General features: G+C 72.1%; 15 protein-coding genes. 4 read left to right on the top strand and 11 right to left on the bottom strand.

The annotated features are described in order from the left end of the window. Position 1: 1 nt before the first annotated feature. Genes QFZ76_RS31500 through QFZ76_RS31485 form a run of 4 tightly spaced genes read right to left on the bottom strand, consistent with a single transcriptional unit; the run spans position 2 to position 6,087 of the window. Positions 2-1,939 carry a proline/glycine betaine ABC transporter permease gene (locus QFZ76_RS31500; protein ID WP_307676867.1) on the bottom strand — a complete coding sequence of 646 codons (1,938 nt, stop codon included), beginning with the start codon at positions 1,937-1,939 and terminating at the stop codon, positions 2-4. Beyond that, positions 1,939-3,009 carry a glycine betaine/L-proline ABC transporter ATP-binding protein gene (locus tag QFZ76_RS31495; protein WP_307676866.1) on the bottom strand — a complete coding sequence of 357 codons (1,071 nt, stop codon included), beginning with the start codon at positions 3,007-3,009 and terminating at the stop codon, positions 1,939-1,941. Before QFZ76_RS31495 ends, QFZ76_RS31500 begins: the two co-directional genes overlap by 1 nt. Then, positions 3,009-4,532 (bottom strand): GMC family oxidoreductase, encoded by a 1,524-nt coding sequence (locus QFZ76_RS31490; RefSeq protein ID WP_307676865.1) that lies wholly within the window; start codon positions 4,530-4,532, stop codon positions 3,009-3,011. Before QFZ76_RS31490 ends, QFZ76_RS31495 begins: the two co-directional genes overlap by 1 nt. Before the next feature lie 34 nt (positions 4,533-4,566). After that, positions 4,567-6,087, bottom strand: a complete 1,521-nt coding sequence (locus QFZ76_RS31485; RefSeq protein ID WP_307676864.1) for an aldehyde dehydrogenase family protein — start codon at positions 6,085-6,087, stop codon at positions 4,567-4,569. A gap of 182 nt (positions 6,088-6,269) precedes the next feature. On the opposite strand from QFZ76_RS31485, the gene QFZ76_RS31480 reads away from it, so the two are divergent. Beyond that, complete coding sequence (locus QFZ76_RS31480; protein ID WP_373464375.1) at positions 6,270-7,163, top strand: GNAT family N-acetyltransferase; 894 nt, start codon at positions 6,270-6,272, stop codon at positions 7,161-7,163. 3 nt (positions 7,164-7,166) lie between these two features. Here the strand turns inward: QFZ76_RS31480 and QFZ76_RS31475 are convergent, their stop codons facing one another. The 6 genes from QFZ76_RS31475 to QFZ76_RS31450 all read right to left on the bottom strand — a co-directional run bounded on the left by QFZ76_RS31475 (position 7,167) and on the right by QFZ76_RS31450 (position 13,218). Beyond that, complete coding sequence (locus tag QFZ76_RS31475) at positions 7,167-7,931, bottom strand: hypothetical protein (RefSeq protein WP_307676862.1); 765 nt, start codon at positions 7,929-7,931, stop codon at positions 7,167-7,169. Positions 7,932-8,074: 143 nt separating this feature from the next. Further along, complete coding sequence (locus tag QFZ76_RS31470) at positions 8,075-9,064, bottom strand: malate dehydrogenase (protein ID WP_307676861.1); 990 nt, start codon at positions 9,062-9,064, stop codon at positions 8,075-8,077. A 378-nt stretch (positions 9,065-9,442) separates the two neighbouring features. Beyond that, positions 9,443-10,729: an XRE family transcriptional regulator gene (locus QFZ76_RS31465; protein WP_307676860.1), complete on the bottom strand. Its 1,287-nt coding sequence runs from the start codon at positions 10,727-10,729 to the stop codon at positions 9,443-9,445. A gap of 324 nt (positions 10,730-11,053) precedes the next feature. After that, on the bottom strand, positions 11,054-11,572 hold the full coding sequence (locus QFZ76_RS31460; protein ID WP_307676859.1) for a helix-turn-helix transcriptional regulator: 519 nt from the start codon (positions 11,570-11,572) through the stop codon (positions 11,054-11,056). A gap of 289 nt (positions 11,573-11,861) precedes the next feature. Then, positions 11,862-12,338: a DUF3017 domain-containing protein gene (locus QFZ76_RS31455; RefSeq protein WP_307680181.1), complete on the bottom strand. Its 477-nt coding sequence runs from the start codon at positions 12,336-12,338 to the stop codon at positions 11,862-11,864. Between the two features lie 25 nt (positions 12,339-12,363). Next, positions 12,364-13,218, bottom strand: a complete 855-nt coding sequence (locus QFZ76_RS31450) for a bifunctional methylenetetrahydrofolate dehydrogenase/methenyltetrahydrofolate cyclohydrolase (protein ID WP_307676858.1) — start codon at positions 13,216-13,218, stop codon at positions 12,364-12,366. A gap of 266 nt (positions 13,219-13,484) precedes the next feature. On the opposite strand from QFZ76_RS31450, the gene QFZ76_RS31445 reads away from it, so the two are divergent. The 3 genes from QFZ76_RS31445 to QFZ76_RS31435 all read left to right on the top strand — a co-directional run bounded on the left by QFZ76_RS31445 (position 13,485) and on the right by QFZ76_RS31435 (position 16,581). Then, the gene (locus tag QFZ76_RS31445) at positions 13,485-14,123 is read left to right on the top strand and encodes an RDD family protein (RefSeq protein ID WP_307676857.1); all 639 of its coding nucleotides are present in this window, start codon (positions 13,485-13,487) and stop codon (positions 14,121-14,123) included. 140 nt (positions 14,124-14,263) lie between these two features. Then, entirely contained in the window at positions 14,264-15,010 is a 747-nt protein-coding gene (locus QFZ76_RS31440; protein WP_307676856.1) for an FHA domain-containing protein, read from the top strand. Next, positions 15,007-16,581: a protein kinase gene (locus tag QFZ76_RS31435; protein ID WP_307676855.1), complete on the top strand. Its 1,575-nt coding sequence runs from the start codon at positions 15,007-15,009 to the stop codon at positions 16,579-16,581. The genes QFZ76_RS31440 and QFZ76_RS31435 overlap by 4 nt, the downstream gene beginning before the upstream one ends. A 178-nt stretch (positions 16,582-16,759) precedes the next feature. On the opposite strand, the gene QFZ76_RS31430 is transcribed toward QFZ76_RS31435, so the two are convergent. Then, complete coding sequence (locus QFZ76_RS31430; protein ID WP_307676854.1) at positions 16,760-17,776, bottom strand: helix-turn-helix domain-containing protein; 1,017 nt, start codon at positions 17,774-17,776, stop codon at positions 16,760-16,762. Positions 17,777-17,895 lie beyond the last annotated feature (119 nt).

Here is a 17,895-nt window from a genome sequence, read left to right as displayed (position 1 = left end):
GTCACGCTCCCTTCTTGGTGCGGCGTTCGGTCGGCTGGGTCACCCGGTCGAGCATCAGGCCGAGGCAGACGATCGCCGCGCCCGCCACCAGACCGGTCGCGAGGTCGCCCTGGGCGAGGCCGAAGACGACGTCGTAGCCGAGGGCTCCGCCGCCGACCAGGCCGCCGATGATGACGACGGCGAGGACCAGGACCACGCCCTGGTTGACGGCCAGCAGCAGGGCGGGCCGGGCGAGCGGGAGTTGGACCTGCCGGATCTGCTGGCCGCTGGTCGCGCCCAGCGAACGGGCGGACTCCAGGGAGGCCTGGTCGACCTGGCGCAGGCCCTGGGCGGTGATGCGGACGACGGCGGGCAGCGCGTAGACGACCGCCGCGGCGACAGCCGGTGCGCGGCCGACGCCGAACAGCGCGACGACCGGGATCAGGTACACGAACTGCGGCATGGTCTGGAAGACGTCCAGGACGGGCCGCAGCATCCGCTCGACGCGGTCGCTGCGGGCGGCCGCGATACCGATGGCGAAGCCCAGCACGAGGGTGACGGCGACCGCCGCGAGGACCTGCGAGAGCGTGTCCAGCGACGGCTGCCACACGCCGAGTACGCCGATCGCGGCCATGGCGAGGACCGCGGTGAGCGCGGTCTGCCAGGTGCCGATCAGCCAGGCGAGCGCCGCGACGATGAGCAGCACCGACCACCAGGGCAGCCCCTGCAGACCGTCCCGCACCGGGTCGAGGACCCAGGTGGTGAAGTGGCCCGCCCACTCGGCGGTGCCACCGACGACGGGCACGCCGGAGTAGAGGTGGTCCGTCATCCAGCCGACGGCCCGGTTGACCGGCTCGGCGATGTCCAGCGTCCAGGCGTCGGGCCAGTCGAGACGGCCCAGGAGACGTCCGGCCACCGCGACGGCCACGGCGGCGAGGAGCGCGTACGCCCATCCCGCGCGGCCCGACCCCTCGGTACCGTCGCCCGCCGCGCCGGTGACGCGGTCCAGTACGACGGCCAGGAGCACGATCGGGATACCGGCGGCCAGCGCCGCACCCACGTCGACCGAGCCCAGCGCCTGGTAGACGCGGTCACCGAGGCCGCCCGCGCCGATCACCGACGCGATGACCGCCATGGACAGCGCCATCATGATCGTCTGGTTGAGGCCGAGGAGGAGTTCCTTGCGGGCCAGCGGGATGCGCGCGGTCAGCAGCCGCTGCCGGGCGGTGGACCCCAGCGACTCGACGGCCTCCAGCACCTCCTTGTCGGCGCCGCGCAGGCCGAGCGAGGTGAGGCGGGCCATGGGCGGGGCGGCGTACACGAGCGTGGCGAGGACGGCCGCGGGGACGCCGTTGCCGAAGACCAGGACCATCGGGAGCAGGTAGGCGTAGGCGGGCATCACCTGCATGGTGTCCAGGATCGGGCGCAGGATCCGGTCCATCCGGTCGGACAGCCCGGCGGCGAGCCCCAGCAGGGCGCCCACGACGACCGACGCCAGCACCGCCACGACCATCAGCGCGAGCGTCTGCATGGTCGGGATCCACATGCCGAGCAGACCGCAGGCGAGGAAGGCGGCGGCGGTGCCCAGGGCCAGCTTCACTCCGGCGACCCGCCAGGCGACGAGCCCGGCGAAGGCGGTGACGCCGGCCCACCCGACGGCGAGAAGCACCAGGTACACGGCCCGTACGGAGAGCACGACCGCGTTGCTGACGTGGCCGAAGAAGTAGAGGAACAGCGGGTGGGTGTCGCGGTTGTCGATGATCCAGTCGCTGGTCCTCGTCAGCGGCTCGGTGAGGTCGACGGTGAGCGCGCTCGGCCAACTGCCGCTGGCCCAGCGGGCGTTCGCCAGGGGGACGAGAATCGCCGCGGCGACGGCGAGCAGCAGGAGCTTGTGGACGGCCCGGTGCCTGAGGAGGCCGGGGAGGGCGATCCGGGGAGCGGGTGCGGTGACCGTTGCCATCAGACCGCCTCCTTGCGGAGCTCCGTTCCGGCTACGACATCCAGGAGCCGTTCGTGATCGACGACCCCCAGACACCGGCCGTCCTCCACGACACACGCGGGCTTGCGGCTGCGGGAGACGACCTTGATCGCCTCGGCGACCACCGCGTCGGCGGCGATCGCACCCGGGTGCTCCGGGCCCTCGCAGTCCCCGGCGCGCATGGCGGTGCGAACCGTCATGACCTGCTCGCGCGGGACGTCGCGGACGAACTCGCGGACGTAGTCGTCGGCGGGCGAGCCCACGATCTCCTCCGGCGTGCCCAGCTGCACCACGCGGCCGTCGCGCATCAGCGCGATGCGGTCGCCCAGCTTCAGGGCCTCGCTGAGGTCGTGCGTGATGAAGACCATCGTGCGGCCCTCCTCGCGGTGCATCCGGACGACCTCCTCCTGCATGTCGCGCCGGATCAGCGGGTCGAGCGCGCTGAACGGCTCGTCGAAGAGCAGGACTTCGGGGTCGACGGCGAGCGCCCGGGCCAGCCCGACGCGCTGCTGCTGGCCGCCGGACAGCTGGCCGGGCCTGCGCTGCTCCATGCCCTCCAGGCCGACCTTCTCGACGACCTTCCTGGCCCGCTCGCGGCGCTCGGCCTTGCCCATGCCCTGGATCTCCAGGCCGTAGGCGACGTTGTCGAGGACCGTGCGGTGCGGGAGCAGGCCGAAGTGCTGGAAGACCATCGCGGCGCGGTGGCGGCGCAGTTCGCGCAGCCGGGACTTGTCCATGGCGCGGACATCCTCGCCGTCGATGACGATCGTGCCGGCGGTCGGTTCGATCAGCCGGGTCAGACAGCGCACCAGCGTGGACTTGCCGGAGCCGGACAGGCCCATGACGACGAAGACCTCACCCTTGCGCACGTCGAAGGAGACGTCCTGGACGGCGGCGGTGCAGCCGGTGCGGGCGCGCAGTTCGGCGGGCGGCAGGGCGGCCAGCTCGGGGTCGGCGGGGACGCTGTCGGCCTTGGGGCCGAAGACCTTCCACAGGCCCTCGACGGAGAACACGGGAGCCGTGGTCGCACTGTCAGTCGTGGTCGTACTCATCACGCACCACCTCCAAGGAGGTCGACGGCCCGTTCCCCGACCATCAACACCCCGATCATCGGGTTCACGGCCGGCATGGTCGGGAAGACGGACGCGTCGGCGATACGGATGCCGTCCAGTCCACGGATCCGCAACTCGGGGTCGACGACGGCCGATGGGTCGTCCGCGGCGCCCATCCGGCAGGTCCCCGCCGGGTGGTACACGGTGTGCGCGACCTTGCGGGCGTACTCGCCCAGCTCCTCGTCCCCGGTGACCTGCGGCCCGGGGGCCACCTCGCGCTTGAGCCAGCCCGCGAGCGGCTCGGCCTTGGCTATCTCGCGGGCGATCTTGATGCCGTCGACGAGGGTACGGCCGTCGTAGTCGTCCTCGTCGGTGAAGTAGCGGAAGTCGAGGGCCGGCTTGACCGAGGGGTCGGCGCTGGTCAGGAACAGCCGGCCGCGGCTCTTCGGCTTGGGGATGTTCGGGGTCATCGAGACGCCGAAGGGCGGGCGTTCGTAGCCCAGGCGCTCCGGATTGTCCGTGAACGGGATCTGGTAGAAGTGGAACATCAGGTCGGGGCCCGCGTGTTCGGGGTCGCGGCGCACGAACAGGCCCGCGTCGGAGTCCATCGCGGAGTTCTCCGGAATGGGTCCGTTGGTCTCCCAGACGATCACCGACTCGGGGTGGTCGAGCAGGTTCTCGCCGACGCCCGGCAGGTCGTGCACGACGGGGATGCCGAGCGCCTCCAGGTCGGCCTTCGGGCCGATGCCGGAGTGCAGGAGCAGTCGGGGCGAGTCGACGGCGCCCGCGCACAGCAGGACCTCGTTGCGGGCCCGTACGAGGAGCTCCTCGCCGTCCTTCGTGCGGACGTGCACGCCCTCGGCGCGGGTGCCGTCGAGCTCCAGCCGGTACGCCCAGGTCTCCAGCAGGATGCGGAGGCCCGGCCGCTCGTCCATCACCGGGTGCAGGTACGCCACCGACGCCGAGGAGCGCTTGTTGTTCTCGGGGTGGTAGGCGAGGTCGAAGAAGCCGACGCCGTCGTCGAACGGCCTCTTGTTGAAGCCCTCGACGCGGGGGACGTCGAGCGCCTTCTGCGCGGCGTCGACGAAGTCGCGGGCGATGGCGTTCCGGTCCTTCTCGTCGACCGGGACGATGTTGTTCTTCAGCCGCGCGAAATAGGCCTCCATCGGGACCGCGCCCCAGCCCTTGGCGCCGGCCGCCTCCCACTCGTCCCAGTCGGACGGCAGCGGCTTGAAGGCGATCAGGGTGTTGTGGGAGGAACACCCGCCGAGGACGCGGGCCCGGCTGTGCCGGATGTGGGAGTTGCCGCGTGGCTGCTCGGTGGTCGGGTAGTCGTAGTCGAGATCGCCGCCGAGCAGGCCCATCCAGCGGCGCAGGGTCAGGACGTCGTCTCTGTCCACGTCGCTGGGGCCGCCTTCGATGACGGCGACGGTGACGTCGGGGTTCTCGGTGAGGCGGGAGGCGATGACTGATCCCGCGGTGCCGCCGCCTATCACGACGTAGTCGTACTCGTGCTGGTGCATGGGAGGTACTCCAGGGGCTTGCGAGGGAGGGAGGTCAGCCGGCGAACCAGCGGACGGGCTTGGGCGCGAGGTTCTGGTAGACGTGCTTGGTCTCGCGGTACTCGGCGAGGCCGGCGGGGCCCAGTTCGCGGCCCGTCCCGCTCTTGCCGAAGCCGCCCCACTCCGCCTGGGGGAGGTAGGGGTGGAAGTCGTTGATCCAGACCGTGCCGTGCCGCAGTCGGCCCGCGACCCTGCGGGCCCGGCCGGCGTCGGTGGTCCAGACGCCGCCGGCGAGGCCGTACTCGGTGTCGTTGGCGAGGGCGACCGCCTCGTCCTCGGTGCGGAAGGTCTCGACGGTGAGCACGGGTCCGAAGACCTCCTCCCGTACGACCCTCATCTCGCGGTGGCAGTGGTCGAGGACGGTCGGCTCGTAGAAGTAGCCGGCGGCGGGGCGTTCGGCCGACGGCGCGGGCCGCTTGCCGCCGGAGCGCAGCACCGCGCCCTCGGCGAGCGCGGATTCGACGTACGACTCCACCTTGGCGCGCTGCTGTTCGGAGACGAGCGGGCCGCACTCGACGCCGTCCTCCGTGCCGCGGCCGAGGCGGATACGTTCCGCCCTGCGGGCGAGTTCGGCGACGAAGCGGTCCCGGACCGACTCCTCGACGATGAGGCGGGCGCCCGCGGAGCAGACCTGGCCGCTGTGGATGAAGGCCGCGTTGAGGGCCTGGTCGACGGCGGTGTCGAAGGCCTCCTCGGTGGCGCAGGCGTCGGCGAAGACGACGTTGGGGTTCTTGCCGCCGAGTTCGAGGGCGACCTTCTTGACCCCCGGGGCGGCGGCCTGGGCCACCTTCGTGCCGCTGACCAGGCCGCCGGTGAAGGAGACCAGGTCGACGTCGGGGTGCTCGGCGAGGCGGGCGCCGACCGAGTGGCCCGGACCCGTGACGATGTTGGCGACGCCGGCGGGGAGTCCGGCCTCGGTGAGGAGGTCGATGAGGGCGACCGTTGTCAGCGGGGTGATCTCGCTCGGCTTGACCACGAAGGTGTTGCCGGCCGCGAGCGCCGGGGCGATCTTCCAACTGGCCTGGAGCAGCGGGTAGTTCCAGGGCGTGATCAGCGCGCACACGCCGAGGGGCTCGTGCACGACCACGCTGTGGATGTCGGGCGAGCCCGCGTCGACGACCCGGCCCGGGGCCTCGGCGGCGACGAGGTCGGCGAAGTAACGGAAGGCGTCCGCGACACAGTCGATGTCGACGCGGCCCTCCTCGAGGGTCTTGCCCGCGTCACGGCTCTCCAGCAGGCCGAGCTCTTCACGGTCGCGTATGAGGAGATCGGCGACGCGGCGCAGCAGTGCGGCGCGTTCGGCGGCGGGGGTGCGCGGCCAGTCGCCGTGGTCGAAGGCCCGCCGGGCGGCCGCGACCGCCAGGTCGGTGTCCTTCTCGTCGCCCTCCGCGACCAGGGCGAACGGCAGGGCGTCCGCGGGGTCGATGATCTCGCGCGTGGCGCCGGAGACGGCTTCGAGCCACTCCCCGTCCGCGTGGATGGTCTTCCGCACCTGGAGTTCTGGTGTGTCCGCCATGATCGGTTTTGCCTTCCGTTCCTGTTCAGTGCCCCTGTGTCACTCACGTGTCACTCACCGGGACCGTTGGCGCATGCCCGAACCCCTCCATTGCATGCGCAATCCATGGCCGAAAGTGCGCCGTATCACTGGGCCATCCGCCAAAGTTTGACTAAAGTCAAAGAAATATGGAGCCAGTGTCGATGGATCAGGTGACGGCCCTCCGCCGCTTCAACCGCTACTTCACGCGCCGCATCGGCGTCCTGGACGACCACTACCTCGGCCAGGACCGCCCGCTCGGCGAGGCCCGGCTGCTGTTCGAGATCCACGAGAGCGCGTCGGAGGCGTCCGGCACCGGCGCGTCCCTGCGGGAGCTCAGGACGCGGCTCGGTCTCGACGCCGGATACCTGAGCCGGATGGCGAAGGCCCTGGAGGCTCAGGGCCTGGTCCGCACGAGCGTGCACCCCGGTGACAACCGGCTGCGCCGGGTGGCACTGACGCCCGCCGGACGCGCCGAGGTCACGGAGCAGAACCGCCGGGCGGGCGCCCTCGCCGCCGGCCTGCTCGAAGGCCTCGCCCCGGGACAGCGCACCGACCTGACCGGCGCGCTCGCCACCGCACAGCGCCTGCTGCGCCTGGCCGCCATCACCGTCACCCTCGTCCCCGGCGCCTCCCCGGACGCCCGCGCCTGCCTGGAGGCGTACGCCGCCGACCTCGACGTCCGGTTCCCGGAGGGCTTCGACGAGTCCGCCCTGGTACGGCCCGAGGAGGTGTCCGGCGACGCCGGCGCCTTCTTCGTCGCGTACGAGGAGAGCCGCCCGGTGGGCTGCGGGGCGCTGCGCCGGCTGGAACCGCGGGTCGGCGAGATCCGGCATGTGTGGGTGCACCGGGAGGCCCGCCGCCTGGGCCTCGCCCGACGCCTGCTCGCTGCACTGGAGGGCGAGGCCGCCGCGCGCGGCTTCGACGTCGTACGGCTGGACACGCACGCGGCGCTCACGGAGGCGCAGGCGATGTACCGGGCGTGCGGGTACCGGGAGATCCCGCGCTACGACGACAACGTCTACGCCGCCCACTGGTTCGAGAAGCGCCTGGAGTGACGCTCAGGGCTCGAACGACCCCACCGCCCTGGTGAGCGGCTCACGCACCGACGCCGCCGCGAGGCTCTCCGGGCCGCTGGAGCGGATCGCGTACCGGGTGCCGTCGGCCGACTCGAAGCGGTGGTCGACGACCTGGCGCGGGCCGGTGTCCGAGTCGTCGTAGCGGTAGGAGAGTTCGGACCAGGTGGCGCCGGAGGCCCGGTCGAGGGGCCGGTAGCCGGGCTGCCGGGCGAAGCCGTAGCCGGGGTGGGTCTCGGCGAGGGCGAGGGACTCGGCCGCGGTGGCCTCCGCCAGCCGGAAGATCTGCAGCCGGCGTCCGTCGGCCGGGGCGTCGTAGGAGACGACGGGGGCGAGCCGGCCCTGTTTCTGGGTGCGGGTCCAGCCCGCGGGGACGTCGACGGAGTAGCCGACGGGGTCCAGGGCGCGCCGGTAGCCGGGGGCGACGGCCGACGGGCTCGCGGTGACGCTCACCGCCGGATCGCGTCCGGCTCCGGGGACCGTCGAGGTGTCGCGGATCGTCGAGGTGTCGCGGATCAGGAACCAGACGCCGACGCCCACCCCCGTGCCCACGGCGACCGCCAGGACGAGGGCGAGCAGCAGGCGCCGCACCGCGTGGCAGGGCGGCGGAGCGGGCGCGTACACCAGGGCCGTCTGTGTCGGCGCCCAGGCCCAGGGCGCCTGCCCGCGCTCCTCGCTCGGCTCGTGTTCCGCTCCGGAGCCGGAGCCGGAGCCGGAGCTGTAGCCATAGCCGTACCGTCCGCCGCTCATCACGACCCCCCGAAAACCCCGTCCCCTGGTGATATTCCGACGGTAGGGGCGGAAAGGGGCACGGGCCCCGTTCCGGTCGGAACCGGAACAGAGCCCGTGCGGGGTCGTGACAGAGCCGTCGAGAAGGCGGCCGCCGTGAGGGCTCAGATGAGGCCGAGACCGCGGACCGCGTCGCGCTCCTCCGCCAGCTCCTGCACCGAGGCGTCGATGCGGGCGCGGGAGAACTCGTTGATGTCCAGGCCCTGGACGATCTCGTACTTGCCGTCCTTGGTGGTGACCGGGAAGGAGGAGATCAGGCCCTCCGGGACGCCGTAGGAGCCGTCCGACGGGATGCCCATGGAGGTCCAGTCGCCCTCGGCGGTGCCGTTGACCCAGGTGTGCACGTGGTCGATGGCGGCGTTGGCGGCGGAGGCCGCGGAGGACGCGCCACGGGCCTCGATGATCGCGGCGCCGCGCTTGGCGACGGTCGGGATGAAGTCCTCGGCCAGCCACTTCTCGTCGCTGACGGCCTCGGCGGCGTTCTTGCCGGCGATGGTGGCGTGGAAGATGTCCGGGTACTGGGTGGCGGAGTGGTTGCCCCAGATGGTCAGGCGCTTGATGTCGGCGACCGTGGAGCCCGTCTTCTTCGCGAGCTGGGTCAGCGCGCGGTTGTGGTCCAGGCGGGTCATCGCGGTGAAGCGCTCGGCCGGTACGTCCGGGGCGGCGGCCTGGGCGATCAGGGCGTTGGTGTTGGCCGGGTTGCCGACGACGAGGACCTTGATGTCGTCCGCGGCGTTGTCGTTGATGGCCTTGCCCTGCGGCTTGAAGATGCCGCCGTTGGCCGAGAGGAGGTCACCGCGCTCCATGCCCTTGGTGCGGGGGCGGGCGCCCACGAGGAGGGCGACGTTGGCGCCGGCGAAGGCGACGTTCGGGTCGTCCGTGATGTCGATGCCCTGCAGGAGCGGGAACGCGCAGTCGTCCAGCTCCATGGCGGTGCCCTCGGCGGCCTTCAGCGCGGGGGTGATCTCCAGGAGGCGCAGCTTGACCGGCACGTCCGCGCCGAGCAGCTGGCCGGAGGCGATGCGGAAGAGCAGGGCGTAACCGATCTGGCCGGCCGCGCCGGTGACGGTGACGTTCACGGGAGTGCGGGTCATGGCGTTCTCCGTATGACAGCTGGCGGTGGGGCGTCCCTGCCCCGGACGTTTGATCGATCTCTTGGCGTCAAGAGAGATCAGCGGTCAGGCTATCGCGCATCCGGGATGCCGGACGTCCGGGGTTGTGTGGCCCAGCCCACAGAGCCCCGCCACAGAGCCCCGCCACAGAGCCCCGCCCCTCCGGATGCCCGCTCTCACGAACCCCACAAGCGCGTGCCACAAAGACGCGTGCCACAAAAAGAGGCGGCCGCCCGTCCGGGAGAGGGGGGACGAAGGCGGCCGCCGTTCGGGGGTACCGATTGCCGGACTCCCGTGGGGGTAACGTTCGCGTGCCCGCGATTCAGGTGGGCATGCGCGTCTCCCCCGGATTCTTTTCCGTTACTTCGTGCAGCCCTCCTGGCCCGAGGCCAGCGTCACGCAGGCCTCCGCCTCTCCCGCGTCCTTCACCGCCACCATCGGCGTGTACGCGATCGTGTCCCCGGCCACCGTGATGTTCCCGGTCTGCTCGGCCTTCCCCACGGTCACCCGCACCTCGTCGCCCTGCGCGGCCTGCGTGATGCGCCCCCATGCCGCGCCGCAGGTCTCGCTGTAGCGGACCTCGACGACGGTCGTGGCGACGGTCGCCGTCTTGGCGGTGGTCACGAGGTCGCCGCTGCACCCCATGCTCTCCGCGTCCTTGCCGGTGCAGGAGTCACCGCTGCACTTCACTCCGGCCGGCAGGTCGGGGTTCGTACTGGCCGACGGCGACGCCGAGGCGGCGGTGTCCTCCTTCTTGCCGCCGTCCCCGCCCTGGGTGAGGAAGTAGGCGGCCACGACCACCACGAGCACGCCGAAGACGCCCGCGAGGAACATCGTCAGCCGCCGCTTGCCGCCCGACCCGCCGGAGGACCCGCCGCCCGGACGGGGACCCTGCGGGGGTTCGCCGTACGGGGTCGAAGGCGCCGCAGTCAGCACGGGACCGTCGGCCGAAGCCGAAGCCGAAGCCGAAGCGGAGGCCGGAGACCCCGCACTGGCACCGGACCCCCGCCCGCCGGTCGGCGCCGGCCGCTGGTACCCCGCCAGCCCCCACGAGTTGCCGCCCGAGGCGCCACCCGAAGAAGCACCCGAGGAGCCCCCCGAAGACCCGCCGGACGAACCGCCCGAGGACCCACTCGAAGGGAGTACCTCCCGTACGTCGCCCGCCGAGTCCCGTACCTCCGGTGCCGTCGGCTGCGGCGGCACCGACGGGACCACACCGGCCGGTCCGGCGATTCCGGGCGTGGCGGTGGCGCTGCCGCTCTTGCGGGCCGTCCTGCTGCTGCCCTTGACGTCCGCCGCGGGCGCGCCGAACTCGCCCAGTGCGGCACGCGCCTGGGAGATCCGGATGGCCTCCATGGTCATGTCGTGGCGCATCTCCGAGCGGCTCCAGGCGCGCTCGGCGAGCTCCCACATGGTCGTCAGATGAATGGGATTGGTGCCGGTGACCTCGGCCAGGGCGACGATCGCGCCCTTGGGTGCGAGCAGTCGGCCGTTGAGATAACGCTCCCAGGACGTCTTGCTGTAGCCCGTGCGGTCGGCCACCGCTGCGACGCTCAGACCGCTGCGGTCCACGAGCCGCCGTACTTGGCTCGCGAACTCTCTGACCTGCGGATCGAGCTCGTCGGGCAAGTCCTTCCAACGAGGCATTGCTACCCCCCTCTTCCCCCGGGTTGTGCTGGTTGTTCCCCGCTATTCCCCATGCGTGGTGCCCTCTGCCGAGTCCCCGTTGTGGCTACCCACAGGGATGCGCCCAGTCAGGATCTCAGTTCCCGGGGTGGGGGCGCACGGGTGCATCGTGGCCGCGGGCATGCACCGTTGCACGCCCACCGGTCGGAGGTCCAGTACGCCGACGGCAGAAGGAGACACGTTAGCGCCCATGTCGAACGACTTCGGCTCAAATCCGCGAACGTCTCAATACATCGACACGAGTGTCACACACCGGAAATACCGCCTGCCACGCAGGTGTTCGGCTCACCCGAACGCAACGGTCCCCACGACGCCGATCAGCAGCGTCACAAGGAGCAGCAGCACGGCCGACAGCAACAGCCGTCCGCTCCGCCCGCGACCGCTCTGCTCGGGGGGCGCGTCCCACCACGGCAGGGTGGGATCGTCCTCGTACGCGCCGCTCCCGCCGTGCTCGCCACTCCCGCCGTGCTCGCCGCTCCCCCTGCCGCCCGCGTCGCTCCCGGCGGACGGGGCCGGCACCGTCGCGGGGCGGGGCCACGCCTGGACCGCCAGTTCCCAGCGCACGCCGAAGCGCTCGGCGTCCGTGCCGCCGAGGCCCGCGATCCGGCACAGCGCGGCGACGGCCTGCCGGGGCGGGGGCTGGGTGGCGTTGAGATAGCGGTGCCAGGAGGACTTGCTGTAGGCGGTCCGGGCGCCGAGGGCGACCAGACTGAGTCCCGTGCGGTCCTTCAGGAGCCGCAACTGTTCCACGAAGTGCCGCACCTCCGGCGGCAGATCGTCCGGCAACGGCTGCCAGCCGCCCATCGGCCACCTCCCCTTGGGACCCCTGGGGCCCTCTTGGGACCTCGCTTCTGAGCGAGTGACGACGTCAGAGGGCTGATCGGTTCCCGCGACGGGCGCGACTGTGGCACAGCGCGGACACCGTGCCGGAACGGTCACCTCCGTGCCACAGCGCACTGACAGCCATTGAACAGGCGGCTCACCGTGCAGGAGTCTGGTGCCCGGCGGCGGCCCGTCCTTGCTCGGGGGAGGGGACGGGCCGCAGCCGTACGAAACCGGTCAACCGCTGAACCCGGTCAACTGCTGAACCCGGTCAGCTGCTGACCGTGAAGTGCAGCGTGTCCTTCAGGAACGGGATCACCAGCCAAGGCTTCGGCTGCACCATCAGCGCCAGCAGGACGATCACGAGTCCGAGCCCGCCGTACGTGACGATGTCGGTGAAGCGGGAGCGCACCGCGAGCATGCCGACGTCCGGCAGCAGCCAGCGCAGCACACCGCCGACGAGCAGGGCCACGCCGAGCAGGAGAATGCCGACGCGGAACAGGTCCAAGGCGGTCAGCAGCAGTCCGAGCCCGGCCATCGCCAGGACGGCGAGGACCGGCCACTGCCGGGCGGGTGCCGGGGCGTCGCTCGGTGCGGCCCGGCCGCCGCCCTCGGGGCGCGCGGTGTCCCGCGTGAACAGCGGGAAGCGACGAGTCGTCCGGCGCGGCCTGCCCTCGGCGTCGGGCGCGCTGACGGGGTCGCGCACCTCGATCTCGTCGATGTCGTCGACGCCCTTCACGCTCTCGATGTCCTCGGCCTTGCCGGAGGTGCCGTCAGCCGACACTGCGCTCCGCCGCCTCGACCACGTTGACGAGCAGCTGGGCCCGGGTCATGGGGCCGACGCCGCCCGGGTTGGGGGAGATGAAGCCGGCCACCTCGGCGACGTCCGGGTGGACGTCGCCCACGATCTTGCCCTCGGCGCTGCGGGAGACACCGACGTCGAGGACGGCGGCGCCCGGCTTCACGTCCTCGGCGCGGATCAGGTGGGCGGAACCGGCGGCGGCGACGATGATGTCGGCGCGCTTCAAGTGCGAGGCGAGATCACGCGTCCCCGTGTGGCACTGGGTCACCGTCGCGTTCTCGCTGCGCCGGGTCAGCAGCAGCGGCATCGGCCGGCCGATGGTCACGCCCCGGCCGACGACGACGACCTCGGCGCCCTTGATCTCGACGCCGTAGCGGCGCAGCAGGGTCAGCACGCCGTTCGGGGTGCAGGGCAGCGGGGCCGGCTCGTTCAGGACGAGGCGGCCGAGGTTCATCGGGTGCAGGCCGTCGGCGTCCTTGTCCGGGTCCATGAGCTCCAGGATCCGGTTCTCGTCGATGCCCTTGGGGAGCGGCAGCTGGACGATGTAGCCGGTGCAGGCCGGGTCCTCGTTCAGTTCGCGGACGACCGCCTCGATCTCCTCCTGCGTCGCCGTGGCCGGCAGTTGGCGCTGGATGGAGGCGATGCCCACCTGGGCGCAGTCGCGGTGCTTGCCGGCGACGTACTTCTGGCTGCCGGGGTCCTCCCCGACGAGGATCGTGCCGAGGCCGGGCGTGACGCCCTTCTCCTTCAGCGCCGCCACGCGGGCGGTCAGATCGGACTTGATCGCGGCTGCGGTGGCCTTGCCATCGAGAATCTGGGCGGTCATACCCCCATCCTCGCGGATGACCCGGTCCCGGTTCCAATCCGGGGGCCACCGGACAGCACGGCGCCCGTCCGCCGCAACCCGCCCATGATCAGCTGTGTTGCACTTGCACAACGCATACGGACTGCGGCTGGACAACGACTCGGCTCTCCTAGAACGATGTGGGGCGCAGTCTCGCGGTTGATGTTCGGGGGGAGAACCGCTCAGATCATGACGTTCCTCCGCACAGTCCGCGGTGTCCCCAGTTTGCGCAACGGAGGAATCCCGCCATGAGTTTCGGCTCGCCCAACAACCCCTATGGTCAGCCGCAGAACCCCCAGCAGCCGCCGCAGCAGCCGCAGCAGCCGCAGCAGCCGGGTTACGGCTATCCCCAGCAGGGCGGCCAGCAGCAGCCCTACGGCTACCCGCAGCAGGCCCCGCAGGGCGTCCCGCCGCAGCAGGGCTACGGCTACCCGCAGGCGCCGCAGGCCCCGGCCGGTTACGGCTACCCGCAGCAGCCGGGTTACGGCATGCCGCCGTCGTACGCGAACTGGGGACAGCGGTTCCTCGGCACCCTGGTGGATGGCCTCATCCTCATGGTCCCGTACATCCTCGTCGCCATCGACGTCAGCGCGCAGACCGTGATCCTTTCGATCATCGGCATCCTCGGCGTCTTCGGTATCGCGATCTGGATGCTGATCCAGGAGGGCCGCACCGGCCAGACGATCGGCAAGAAGGCGCTGGGCATCCGCCTGGTGCGGGAGAGCGATGGGCAGCCCCTCGGCGTCGGCATGGCCTTCGTGCGCCGGCTCGCGCACTTCCTGGACAGCCTGGCGTGCTACCTCGGCTGGCTGTGGCCGGCCTGGGACGCCAAGCGTCAGACGTTCGCCGACAAGGTCTGCTCGTCCATCGTGATCCGCTCGAATTGAGCACGGATTCACCACAACTGACGGCGGATCGCTACGGCGCCTTCTCGCCAACCTTTCCCAGGGGCCGTGTCACGTCGTGACACGGCCCCTGGGCGTCGCCCACCCTGACTCGTAGACACGCGGGGACGGGGAGACGCACCGTGTACAGCATCATCGTGGTACCTCCGCCGACCACGGAGGACGAGCCGGACCGCACGCAGCTGCGGCTGGCGCCCGGCGAACGGCTGGCCTTCGGCCGCGCCCCGGGCGACAACGACCTGGTCGTTCCGCACGACGGGGTGTCCCGCAGGGCGGGCGCCATCACCGCGCAGAGCACCTTCTGGCTGCTGAGCAACCTCAGCGCCCACCAGACGTACGTCGTGGAGAACCCGGAGGGCGCGGGCGAGCACATCAAAGTCGGGCCGGGCCGGCTGGACGCGCCGGTGCCGTTCGAGTTCTCGCGGATCGTGCTGCCGGCCGCGGGCGACCTGCTCGCCTTCGACGTCTGGGCGCCGCGCCACGACCATCTGCGCGCCGAGGCCGGACTCGACGGCGACACGACCGCGCCCGCCTTCTCCGTCGACCGCACCAAGCGCTACTTCTCGGTGCTGGCCGCCCTGTGCGAACCGCGGCTGCGCGGCGAGCCGCACGCCGCGCTGCCCACGGTCGACCAGGTCGCGGACCGGCTGCGCCCCAACTGGCCGGCCGCGTCCCGCACCTCCGTCCAGTGGAACATCGACTACCTGGCCGTGAAGCTGCGCCTCAAGCCCGGCCCGGAGACGGCGGACACCGGCCCGCGCCTCAACGGCAAGAAGGAGTCGCTGGTCTCGCTGGCGCTCCGCTTCGACCTGGTCCGGGAGGAAGACCTGGTGGTCCTCGCGGCCCCGGCCGCCCGGGAGGCACGGTGACGGAGCCCTACGCCGTGCAGGTCCCCCGCGGGTACCGGCTCGGCGTCTGGGAGGTGCGCGAGCCGATCGCGACGGGGGCGTTCGGGAGCGTGTACGAGGCGCGGCGCACGGACGGCGGCGAGGAGCTGCCGAGGACGGCGGCCCTGAAGTTCCTGCCCACCGGCACCGGCACCCCCCGCCAGCTCGCGCACCTGAGGGAACTGATCGACCGGGAAGTGGAGTTGCACCGCAGACTCAGGCGGCCGCGGCTGATCCGGATGTACGACACCCTCGTCGTCGACGACCCCGACCGGCCCCGTCTCGACGGCGCCACCGTCCTCGTACTGGAGAAGGCGGAAGGCTCGCTGTCCGCCCTGCTCGCCTCCTCTCCCCGCCCGCCCGCGGGTCCCGCGCTGCTCGCGCAGATCTGCGAGGGGCTGGCCCAGCTGCACCGGGCGGGCTGGGTGCACGGTGATCTCAAACCCGCCAACGTCCTGCTGATGAAGGACGGTTCGGCCCGGCTCGCCGACTTCAACATGGCCGCGGAGCTGGAGGGCACCCACGCCTACACGCCCGCCTTCTCCACCCCGGACTACACCCCGCCGGAGCTCCTGTGGTCGGAGATCGGCGAACGGGGCCGCAGGATCCGTCCGTCGGCCGACGTCTGGGCGTTCGGCGTGCTCGCGCATCTCCTGCTCACCGACTCCTTCCCACTGCCCGGCGGCACCCCGACGGCCCGCCGAGACGCGGCCGCCGCCTACGCCCGCGGCACCGACGAGCTGCGGCTGTCGCCCGAACTGCCGGACGGCTGGCGGGAGATCGTCCGGCAGTGCCTGACCCGCACGCACGAGGACCGCATCGCCACCGACGACCTGCTGAGGCGGGTCGAGGCGGCCGCGGGCACCGGCCGCTCGCCCCGGCTGCCCCGGGTCCTGCTCCCCCGCCGCCGCTCCCGCCGTACGACGGTCCTGGCCGCCACGGCCGCCACCGCCGCGGTCGCGGTCCTCGGCTACGGCATCAGCAGCTGGGCCGGCTCCGGCGCGGACGGCAAGGGCACGGCCGGCGCCGGGACCGAGAAGGTCACGTCCGCCACGTACGGCGCCTCCGAACTCCGTACCGACAAGGGCGTCCCGGTGGCCTACCGCCGGCTGATCGTCGACTCGGCCCACGACTGCGTCCAGCCGGAGGTCACGCCCGCGCTGATCGCCGCGCTGCTGAAGGCGGAGAGCAACTTCGACCCCGACCTGTCCGACCCCACCGCGGGCGAGGAGGGCGAGTACGGCATCGCCCGCTGGACCCCGAGCCTCCTGCGCTGGTACATCCGCGCGGACGGCGTCCCCGCGACCGAGACGCCACGGCCTCCCCTCACCCCCGCCGAGTCCATCCCGGCCGTGGGCCGCTACCTCTGCTTCATGGAACCGCGCCTGGAACAGACCGGGTTGACCGGCGACCGCCGGGTGCTGCTGGCGGCCGCCTACCGGACCTCGACCAAGGTCGTGAACGCCGCGGGTGGCGTTCCCCCGAAGTACCGTGCCTACGCCACCCGCGTCGCCCACTACCTCAAGGAGTACACGCCGCCGGGGAAGACGTGACCCTGGGAGTTCTGAGGTACCGCGGCCGGCACGGTCGCCCGCACACTCCCCGACGTCTGCTTCTTCAGCGAGTACAACGGCAACGACGTGGCCTACTGGCGCGCCGCCGACTTCGAACCCGCGGGCGCCGACCGCCGGCGCATGGCCCAGCGCAGCGGCTGGCTGAGCCGTCGTCCGCTCACGTGGAAGTCCGGGCGCCCGCGCCGGACTTCCGCACGGCGGCCCGGAGCACGGACGCCCCCACCGGGGTGAGGGTGTGCAGTACGGTCGCGCCGTGCCGTTGGCTGGTGATGAATCCCGCGTCCCGTAACGCGGTGGCGTGCCGGCTGGCCGAGGACGCGGACACGCCCGCCGCACGGGCGATCTCGCCGGTCGTGGCGCCGACGGCGACGGCGCTCAGGGCGGCGGCCCGGGCCCGCCCGAGCAGGACGGTCAGCGGTGAGGCGGCCGAACCGCCCTCGTCCGCCACGGCCGGTTCGTGGAGCAGCGGATAGACCAGCACCGGCGGCAGGGTGGGATCGGCGAAGGTGATCGGACGCTCCAGGAGGAAGTACGACGGCACGAGGAGCATGCCGCGGCCGTCCAGCCGCAAGTCCCGGTCCACGCAGGGGTGGTAGTCGGCCTGCAGAACGGGCCGCTCCCAGCGCATCGAGGGGCCGAGCCCCGCGAGCATGGCCTCGACGCCCCCGTCCATGAGCCCGCGGCAGCGCGCCGCGCGCTCGGCCTCGACGCGGGCGTGGATCCGTTCGCCGTACGGGGCGATGGCGGCGTCGTGATAGGCGCGCAGCACCCGCACCAACTCCTTGCGGGCCGGCAGCTCGGCCAGCCGCGGGGCCCACGGGGGCGCTCCGACGACCCGGTCGAGGGTGGCGACCTCCTCGCGGACCCGGCGGGACGGGGTCGCCAGGATGGCCTCCAGCCCGGCGTCCAGCCCGCCGGCGGCCTGGAAGGGCGTCAGGAAGTCCGGAAAGTAGGCGGCCCTCGGAAAGAGCGGCAGCAACACACTCCGCACCGCACGCTCCAGTCCCCGCTCCCGCAACCGCCCGCGGGTGGTGCGGTACCACTCCGCGTACGCCGAGCGGCCCTGCCGGGTCTGCAGGCGGTGCAGGCTGACGGCGATGTCCCAGAGCGGATCCGGTGCGGGACACAGCCGGGTGCGGGCAAGGTCGGTTTCGCTGAAGTGGACGCGGAGCATCTCGTTCTCCCCCGTTGAGCTCAGCTTTTGCGTTCAGCCGCAACAGGATGGCCGGACGCGGCCCCGGTGGGCAACAGTTGGCGTACCGGGCATGGCGCGTATGCGCCATGCCGCTCGAA

Origin of the sequence: Streptomyces sp. V4I2, from assembly GCF_030817655.1 — a bacterium.
Classification (GTDB): domain Bacteria; phylum Actinomycetota; class Actinomycetes; order Streptomycetales; family Streptomycetaceae; genus Streptomyces; species Streptomyces plumbiresistens.
Note: the sequence above shows the minus strand (reverse complement) of the source record. Positions and strands in the feature narration are given on the sequence as shown.

Coding starts and splice junctions, on each gene's coding strand:
- QFZ76_RS31500 (WP_307676867.1), bottom strand. CDS start 1,939: ATGGCAACGGTCACCGCACCCGCTCCCCGGATCGCCCTCCCCGGCCTC.
- QFZ76_RS31495 (WP_307676866.1), bottom strand. CDS start 3,009: ATGAGTACGACCACGACTGACAGTGCGACCACGGCTCCCGTGTTCTCC.
- QFZ76_RS31490 (WP_307676865.1), bottom strand. CDS start 4,532: ATGCACCAGCACGAGTACGACTACGTCGTGATAGGCGGCGGCACCGCG.
- QFZ76_RS31485 (WP_307676864.1), bottom strand. CDS start 6,087: ATGGCGGACACACCAGAACTCCAGGTGCGGAAGACCATCCACGCGGAC.
- QFZ76_RS31480 (WP_373464375.1), top strand. CDS start 6,270: ATGGATCAGGTGACGGCCCTCCGCCGCTTCAACCGCTACTTCACGCGC.
- QFZ76_RS31475 (WP_307676862.1), bottom strand. CDS start 7,931: ATGAGCGGCGGACGGTACGGCTATGGCTACAGCTCCGGCTCCGGCTCC.
- QFZ76_RS31470 (WP_307676861.1), bottom strand. CDS start 9,064: ATGACCCGCACTCCCGTGAACGTCACCGTCACCGGCGCGGCCGGCCAG.
- QFZ76_RS31465 (WP_307676860.1), bottom strand. CDS start 10,729: ATGCCTCGTTGGAAGGACTTGCCCGACGAGCTCGATCCGCAGGTCAGA.
- QFZ76_RS31460 (WP_307676859.1), bottom strand. CDS start 11,572: ATGGGCGGCTGGCAGCCGTTGCCGGACGATCTGCCGCCGGAGGTGCGG.
- QFZ76_RS31450 (WP_307676858.1), bottom strand. CDS start 13,218: ATGACCGCCCAGATTCTCGATGGCAAGGCCACCGCAGCCGCGATCAAG.
- QFZ76_RS31445 (WP_307676857.1), top strand. CDS start 13,485: ATGAGTTTCGGCTCGCCCAACAACCCCTATGGTCAGCCGCAGAACCCC.
- QFZ76_RS31430 (WP_307676854.1), bottom strand. CDS start 17,776: ATGCTCCGCGTCCACTTCAGCGAAACCGACCTTGCCCGCACCCGGCTG.